The organism is Deinococcus marmoris DSM 12784, from assembly GCF_000701405.1.
Classification (GTDB): domain Bacteria; phylum Deinococcota; class Deinococci; order Deinococcales; family Deinococcaceae; genus Deinococcus; species Deinococcus marmoris.
This window is the reverse complement of sequence record NZ_JNIV01000038.1, coordinates 34084-41444: the sequence shown is the minus strand read 5'-3', so window position 1 is coordinate 41444 and position 7361 is coordinate 34084. Positions and strand designations below refer to the sequence as shown.

The 7361-nt window shown below is 59.7% G+C and carries 6 protein-coding genes, 3 tRNA genes and 1 pseudogene; 5 read left to right on the top strand and 5 right to left on the bottom strand.

All coding sequences use genetic code 11. The features are described 5' to 3' along the window. From Q319_RS28245 to Q319_RS0110990, 3 genes and pseudogenes are all read left to right on the top strand, one after another. Positions 1 to 292, top strand: a pseudogene (locus tag Q319_RS28245) (hypothetical protein); the annotation flags it as partial. A gap of 31 nt (positions 293 to 323) precedes the next feature. Further along, positions 324 to 1163 carry an AAA family ATPase gene (locus Q319_RS24460; protein ID WP_051655295.1) on the top strand — a complete coding sequence of 280 codons (840 nt, stop codon included), beginning with the start codon at positions 324 to 326 and terminating at the stop codon, positions 1161 to 1163. Beyond that, positions 1160 to 2518: an McrC family protein gene (locus Q319_RS0110990; RefSeq protein ID WP_245619126.1), complete on the top strand. Its 1359-nt coding sequence runs from the start codon at positions 1160 to 1162 to the stop codon at positions 2516 to 2518. The genes Q319_RS24460 and Q319_RS0110990 overlap by 4 nt, the downstream gene beginning before the upstream one ends. Positions 2519 to 2798: 280 nt before the next feature. Here the strand turns inward: Q319_RS0110990 and Q319_RS0110985 are convergent, their stop codons facing one another. Continuing rightward, complete coding sequence (locus Q319_RS0110985) at positions 2799 to 3206, bottom strand: hypothetical protein (protein WP_051655294.1); 408 nt, start codon at positions 3204 to 3206, stop codon at positions 2799 to 2801. 223 nt (positions 3207 to 3429) lie between these two features. Here Q319_RS0110985 and Q319_RS29120 point away from each other — a divergent pair, with 223 nt between their 5' ends. Further along, entirely contained in the window at positions 3430 to 3675 is a 246-nt protein-coding gene (locus Q319_RS29120; protein ID WP_029482544.1) for a helix-turn-helix domain-containing protein, read from the top strand. 191 nt (positions 3676 to 3866) lie between these two features. Next, positions 3867 to 5201, top strand: coding sequence for a tyrosine-type recombinase/integrase (locus Q319_RS0110975; protein WP_162178645.1), 1335 nt, complete (start codon positions 3867 to 3869; stop codon positions 5199 to 5201). Positions 5202 to 5589: 388 nt separating this feature from the next. Here the strand turns inward: Q319_RS0110975 and Q319_RS0110970 are convergent. The 4 genes from Q319_RS0110970 to Q319_RS0110955 form a co-directional block, all read right to left on the bottom strand. Then, positions 5590 to 5666 (bottom strand) — tRNA-Arg (locus Q319_RS0110970). A gap of 27 nt (positions 5667 to 5693) precedes the next feature. After that, a tRNA-Ser gene (locus Q319_RS0110965) sits at positions 5694 to 5781 on the bottom strand. Positions 5782 to 5822: 41 nt separating this feature from the next. Beyond that, positions 5823 to 5910, bottom strand: a tRNA-Ser gene (locus tag Q319_RS0110960). Between the two features lie 100 nt (positions 5911 to 6010). Then, positions 6011 to 7285 (bottom strand): nitrilase-related carbon-nitrogen hydrolase, encoded by a 1275-nt coding sequence (locus tag Q319_RS0110955; protein WP_029482542.1) that lies wholly within the window; start codon positions 7283 to 7285, stop codon positions 6011 to 6013. Positions 7286 to 7361 lie beyond the last annotated feature (76 nt).

The window sequence follows — 7361 nt, the reverse complement described above, 5'->3', positions numbered from 1 at the left end:
AAATGAAACCCTTGCGATCTATCAGAAACGATGGCCCGTAGAAGAATTTCACAAATCACTCAAGCAAAATGCCTCTCTTGGGAAGTCGCCTGCCAGTACACCTGCATGTCAGATCAAACACATTCTCTGTTCATTCTACGGACATATCAAGCTGGAAAAATTGAAAATCATCCGCAAGGAAAATCACTTTGCGATGCGAACAAAGATGTATATCGCCGCTCTTAAAACTTCATACGAGGAATTACAAAGGCTGAGGCAGCAATCCGAGAATTTTCAAAACTCTGCCGCGTAAGGTCAGTTTAAATTACGCCCACGCCCGGTCCGTGCGCTGGCTGGCCAAGGGCCTGAGCTTGGACGCGCAGGCGGTCACGGGCAAGGCATTCACGCAGCAGACCTTACAGCGGGTGGCAGGCATTACGACAGCGCAGGTGCTGGCACAGCTTGGACCTGTGGCAGGCGACGAGGCAGCTAAACCTATAAGTGAGGGCAAGGGTGCAGGGATGCGGCCGCACGTACTGATCATTGACGAGATCAACCGGGGTAATGTCGCTAAGATTTTCGGCGAGCTACTGACCCTTTTGGAGGCTGACAAGCGGGTTGGCGCGGCGGAAGCCCTGACGGTCACACTACCCCTCAGCCGCCGAGCGCTAGGTATTCCGCGCAGCCTGTACGTGATCGGCACCATGAACACCGCAGACCGCAGCCTGACCCTGCTGGACGCGGCTTTGCGGCGGCGCTTCGTGTTCCATCCAATCTGGCCCAAACCCGAAATCCTGCCCGTGCTGGAGTTGGAGGACGGCGTAGCGCTGGACCTCCGTAAGTTTCTGTACGCCATTAACACGCGCATCGAGCGCCTGTTAGGCCGCGAGCAGATGATTGGTCATGCCTATCTGCTAGGGCTGCCCGCCACGCTGGAGGGGGTGGCAAGCGCTCTACGCGAACGTATCCTGCCACTTCTCGAAGAGTATTTCTTCGAGGACTGGGGCAAGATTCGGGAAGTGCTGGGTGACGACGGCAAACCGGCAGGCATGCAATTCATCGAGCGTGTCGGCAACGGCCCCGATATCCGCTATCACCGCAACGACGCGGCGTTTAAGGATGTGGAAGCCTTCGTGCGGGTCTATAGCAGTCTGGACGATTCGGCGTTTCGATTCGACTCGTGATCGCCAGACACGGGCAGGCGCACCTGCTGGTACGGGAACACGACACGCTTCTTCAGGGCAACGTCAGCCGGACAGGTGAGAAGAACGTTCATATGCTGAGTCTGCAGGACTTTGAGGCGCTCCAGTCCCTCGTCATTGACCAGGGAGAGGGGAACGCTAAAGCGGAAAACTTGAACCCGGTGGCAACCTTGACGCGCTCAGGGCGCACCAATGCGCTGAAGCTGGCCCAATGGGTAGGAATCATCCGGCTACCGGGCGGGACGACTGTGGAGATTCTGCCGAAGACCCATGAACGGCCCGGCACGCGTCAGGAACCGGAGTCGCTGCTCCGCAGCCGCACTTTGTTGCTGAGGATGCTTGCAACGACTGACGAGCGCTTCCGTGTGGCCCCACCCGCCGAGCTAGACACGGCCCGCATGCCTTTGCTGGAAGTGGTGTTGCGCTATGCGCTGGAGGGCATGCGCGCGGCGGTTAGACGCGGGGTTCCACACGCTTACGTGAATGTGCAGCAGGAACGCTCCGGCCTGCGCGGACGCCTTGACCTGCCCCGACAGGTGCGCCAGCCCGCCAGCCGCGCCCACCTGTTCCATGTCACCTTCGACGAGTATCTGCCGGACCGTGCTGAAACCCGACTGGTGCGGCTTGCAGTGAGCAGGATCGGCCAATTCACGAAAGTGGACGGCACCCGCCGGTTGGCCCGTGAACTCGGTTATGTCATGGACGACGTGCCGCCGAGTGCCGACATTCGCCGCGACTTCAGCGCGTGGCGGCTCGAACGCGGCCACAGCCACTTCGCCACCCTGGAGGCGCTCTGTCGCCTAGTATTGCTGGAACTCAATCCACTGGTAGGGGGGCAGGAGGCCACAGCGCATGCTCTGCTCTTCGACATGAATAAGGTTTATGAAGCGTACGTGGCCCATCTCCTGCGCGCTCAGCAACCCACCTGGAGTGTTGAAACGCAGGTGACGGACCGCGCTTTGGGAAAAGTTGGCCTCCACCGTGCTTTCCGGCTGCGCCCTGACCTGCTTGTTACTCTTCCGGGCGGCCAGGTCATCGTGGCGGACACCAAATGGAAACGCCTTGATCCCAAGAAAGCTCCTACTTACGATGTCTCGAATACCGACGCCTATCAGATGCTGGCCTACAGCCAGGTGTTCCAGCACGCGCAAGTGCAGAGGGAGGTATGCCTGATCTATCCACAGCTTCCGTCGCTGCCGCTTAGCATGGCTCCCATCGAACTGGCCGGAGGAATCACGCTTCGCCTGATCACCGTTGATCTTCATGCCGAGACTCAGATGGTGTCACTCTTGCCTGCCGCTGAAGTGTTGGCTCAGCCTGTGTTGTCGCCTGCCTGAGTTCTCCGACTCAAGCCACGGTGCCACTTCTAGGCTTCGTCGGGTGTGCTATTCCTCAGCTTGCATGCAGGCGCATAAGCGGTAAGCCAGCACTGTGGCAGCTAGGGCGCGCGTCATGGTGGGCTGTCCTTCCATGTGGAGACAGCTCCGAATGAGGCGCGACTGGAAGCGTAAACGGGGCAGGCGCAGGCGCTTCGGCCTCCTTGCCATGTTAATCGGTACGCGGGTATAGCTTCCAGTAAAGGGCAAGTTGGGGGCTAGGTGCATTCCCCTACCCGGTCTAGGCGGTCATGCCCCACTGGCCGTGCGCGATCACGCGCGCGGCGTAGGCATCCGCTTCGCTCAGAGCAGCGAGGGAAGGAACGGAGCCGGCCAGAGCATCGCTCGCAGTCTGGTAGTGGTTGTGGAAGCCCAGACGGCTCAGCTTGTGGTGAAGCTCACGGGTGGCAGGCGTGCCGATTGGACCGTTCTCCAGCATTTCGGCGATTATTTCCAGGCGGTCAGCGGCTCTCAGGACGCGGTCAGCTTCTAGTACGCCCACAAGCAGGCCGTCAACGATAGCCTGGAAGCCTGAAGCGGTGCGGGTAATCGTGACCATATGCGTGGTGAGGGCCGTAACTACGCTGCATTCCCGGTAGGTGGTGTGGGCCTTCCAAGTGCGTGAAGTGGCGCGGGTGTTAGTGTTCATCTTGCTCCTTTCATTACTGTGGGGGAGTCAGTCAGAGACGCGGAATCTTGGCGAAGGAAGCGTCTCTTTCTGCTAGACTTATATTATCCAAATTGGAGAATGATGTCAAATTTAGACGATATCGATTTCGGAGATCACCAGATTTAGACGATATCTAATTTGGAGGTCATCAAAATCTAGCGATGTCAGGCTTGGAGAACTCCAAATTTGGTAGTGTCAAATTATGAATGCAAAAATTAGGAGAACGATAGACATCCTGATGCAAGAGAAGAGAATGTCGCGAGCGGATCTCGCTCGTGCTGTGGGCGCAAACCCAAACGCGATCTCACGCGCCTTGAATGACACGGGTGGGAGGGGTGGCAAAGTCCCGGAGCTATGGGCATCCATTTTCGAAGCCCTAGACATACGCCTGACAGTGGAACCGAACCAGCCCGAAATCGCGAAGACCAATGAAGGTGGAAAGTTGTGAACACCCACTGCGCTCTGAGCGTGGGTGGATTAGTTCCCGCTCTTGCTCTGCTATCTGGCATGTAGTGGGTGTAGGGGATTCCATGATTACTCGGTTGGGTTCGAGCCGTGAGGCTATGGGGACGTTTGGAGTAGCCATGCTATATGGCAACCAGTGCCACCCCTTCCCGCCCCCTCCCATGCTTTCCCGATATGTCCTACCTTGTGGGCGTGGCGAAGAAGAGGGGACACGGTCATGGACAGTACACCGATTTGCCTTCCGGGCGCGTGGGATGGCGTGTACGGGTCACGTACCCGGACGGCACAAAGGCACGTCCCAGTGGCACAGCGAACAATAAGATGGAAGCCTATGCGGCGGTGCGGGCGAAACAGGATGAGGCCGATGCCGGACAGCGCCCCGTCTCCCGTTCCCTGACAGTGGGGCAGATGGTAGAGGAATACATCGAAGCTAAACGGCCTATATGGAGGCCTAAGACCGGTTGGGACAACGAATATCTGCTGGTGAAGTACATCATGCCGGAGCTGGGACATGCGAAAGCGGCAGGCGTTCGCTCGCCCCGCATACGAACGCACTATCAGCACCTAGACCGGCTGGGACTGGGTACTGATACACAACGGCTTGTTCGTTCACTTCTGAATGGCGCATACAAGCGGGCCATTGCAGACGGCATCCTCACACATAACCCTATGACCCACGCCGTCCCTACAGTGCAACGAGGCCCAGGGAAAGTTAAAGCGTTCACCCCAGACCAAGCGCGGATCTTCCTTAAAGCGGCGCTGGAAGATCGGTGGGCGCTAGGTCTTGCCTTTATGCTACTGACTGGGATAAGGCCTGGAGAGATGATTGCTCTTCACTGGGCAGATTTCGAACCGGACAAGCACGCGCCCACGCGTGAAGACGGAACGCCGGGCGCAATTTGGGCGCACATCCAGCGGACGCGGGTTGAGCATAGGGGCAGGGTTTCGGAAGGCCCCCCCAAAACACCCAAGTCGAATAGATTCATCCACCTATCGGGAGCGGTGCTGGACATTCTGGATGCTATGCGCGTACACCTCACCTTTGAAGGACAGGCGCACGGCCAGGGGCCGCCCATCTATGTTTTCCCCTCCACGAGTGGGAAGCCTCTTCGCCATGACTCCGCGCGGGGCATCATGCACCGAACGTGTGAGAGGGCAGGCTTACCAATGCTCTCTCCCCACGCGCTACGTCACACCTTCGCCACATTGGGACATGCTCAGGGCTTCAATATCGCGGCTTTAAGCCGTCAATTAGGCCACTCCTTGATTAGCACGACGCTGGATATTTATCGACATGATTTTCTGGATGAACGTCGGGGCATGGTGCTAGATCTGGGGTCACAGGTAGAACAAGCAGAGGGACCGGTAATAGCAGAAGTCAAGCAGGCGATCTGTCTGTCTATCGAGGACGGAAGCCAAGACGTCGAAGAGCAGAATGCAGGTGGGAAAGTACCCCACTCGGGCCGTCGCATAATGCGCCCACGAAAGGGTGGGCCGCGCCGGAAGTAGGGGGCGAGGCTGATGTACCTCAACCATGCCACTGGAAAGCTCGGCAATGGGATAGCGGGTATAAGCAGTCTGAGGGCGGCTAATTCACGTTTCGAGTGCTTAACTATCCCGCACTCAGTAGACTCGTGGGATAAGTGAAAAGTACGTCTGCTACAGGCTGAGAAGGTTGTGATCCCATCTATCCCGCTAATCCCACCTGATTTCTATAAACACATACATGTTTCTCCGAGATCCGCCACTTCCAGCGAGTGGCTCACGCCTTCACCAGCAGTCACTGGGGGTACGGACTTCGGACCGTTTGGGCAAAGTTTGGGCAAAATCGGCTCTAAGTATATTTTCAGATGGCGAATTGTAAACGAAAAAACCTCGTCTAGGACGAGGTTTCTGTTGGTGTACCCGAAGGGATTCGAACCCCTGGCCTTCTGATCCGTAGTCAGACGCTCTATCCAGCTGAGCTACGGGTACACGGTATTGGGTGGAACAGTGAAACGGTGGCGAAGAGGGAGGGATTCGAACCCTCGGTACCTTGCGGTACACACCCTTAGCAGGGGTGCGGTTTCAACCACTCACCCACCTCTCCTCGGTTGTCCTGATCCCCGGTCGTGCTGAGCCGCTGTGCTGTGGCGAGGGGTGAGGGATTCGAACCCCCGGTGGGTTACCCCACGACAGTTTTCAAGACTGTTGCCATCAACCACTCGGCCAACCCCCCATTGACGGCGGGTGCGTCTCTGGGAGTGACCCCAAAAGCGCGAAGTGAAGTATAGGGAGGCCCCCCCAACTTGTCAACGTCAGCGCGTCCAGCTTTGGGTCTAAGGTCTGCGCCGGAGTGCGGAGACGGCGGCGATCAGGCCCAGCCCAGCCAGTAGCCACACACCCGCTGAAGGGATGCGGCGCGGCTGATCCACCTGTTTCAGGATGATTTCCAGGGCCTGTTCATGCGGGGTATGGGGCGGCGGGTCCAGTGTGCTGGCAGGCAGTTCCAGGTCTGCATACAGCACGTCCGTGCGGTAGGCGTCCTCGCGCGGGTGGCCGCTGTGGGCGGCGAGCTGCTGGCCCACCATCCGCAATTCCGCGTGGGGACCGTCCGCCACCCAGGGCGTCAGGGCCAGAAAACCGGGGCGCGGATCGGTCATCACGTAGCTGCGAAGCTCCGGGGCGTCCGCCACGCGGCCTGTAATGGCACTCTGGCCGTCGAAGCTGAGGTCCAGCAGGTTGCCCACCACCATCGGATTGACCGCATAACGGATGTTCTTTCCTGTGGTGGTAGCCGTCCAGCTCGATTCCAGCCACGCCACCGGCTGATCGCGCAGGTGGGCCGGGTCCGGCGGCAGACCCTCCTGCGAGGTCCAGGCTGCGCCGTTGGCGTCGGGTTGCAGCAGCACGGTGCAGCCGCCCGCCTCCAGCCGCCCGATCACGTCGGCGCGGAAGGCGTCCAGGCTGATGGCGACGCCCAGATCCCCCACCGGGGTGGGAAACACGCGCATCTCGTTCAGTTCGCCCGGCGACAGGTCCACGCCGCCGGCCTCCTCGGCGGGGGTCAGGTGGACCTTGTCGGTCACGCCGATCAGGGTGCCGTCCGGGGCCAGCAGCACGGTCTGATTGGTCAGGGTGGCCGCCCCGCGCACAGGCTGGCCGTCCACCACGCGGTAGCGCGGCGTGGGCGCGGAGCCGCAACACAGGTACACACCGTACTCGCGCGCCAGATCGCGGCAGGTGTGCAGGTACAGGCGGGTGTTGTCGGCGCCGCCTGCCAGTTGCAGCGCGCGGATGGGGGAGACCTTCTCGCGCAGCAGCACCGGCAAGGCGTGGGGCAGGCGGGCCAGGAACAGGGCCAGGGCCACCCGCTCGAAGGTCTTCAGGGGCAGCGCCCAGCCCGCGCCGCGCAGCACCAGCGGCAGGCCGTTCAGCTCGGTCAGGACCACCAGATTGGGACGGTCCGGCGACAGATGGGGCCGGACCGCCTCCAACTGGCCGCGCAGCCAGCCCCGGAAGGCATCGTCGCTGACGAAATGCTCAGCGCTCCATTTCGGCTGCACAGCGATGGCCCGGAAGCGGCGCGGTGCGGCGGTCTGCGGAACAGTCATGCCCGCAGGCTAACGGTTCATACAGATTCCGTCTATTTGGTTAACAAACTGGGAAAACACCAGTTTGCCAATTCCA

Excerpts from the sequence above, each read along its gene's own strand:
- Q319_RS0110985 (WP_051655294.1), bottom strand. The coding sequence starts at position 3,206 with ATGAACACTAACACCCGCGCCACTTCACGCACTTGGAAGGCCCACACC.
- Q319_RS29120 (WP_029482544.1), top strand. The coding sequence starts at position 3,430 with ATGAATGCAAAAATTAGGAGAACGATAGACATCCTGATGCAAGAGAAG.
- Q319_RS0110975 (WP_162178645.1), top strand. The coding sequence starts at position 3,867 with ATGTCCTACCTTGTGGGCGTGGCGAAGAAGAGGGGACACGGTCATGGA.
- Q319_RS0110955 (WP_029482542.1), bottom strand. The coding sequence starts at position 7,285 with ATGACTGTTCCGCAGACCGCCGCACCGCGCCGCTTCCGGGCCATCGCT.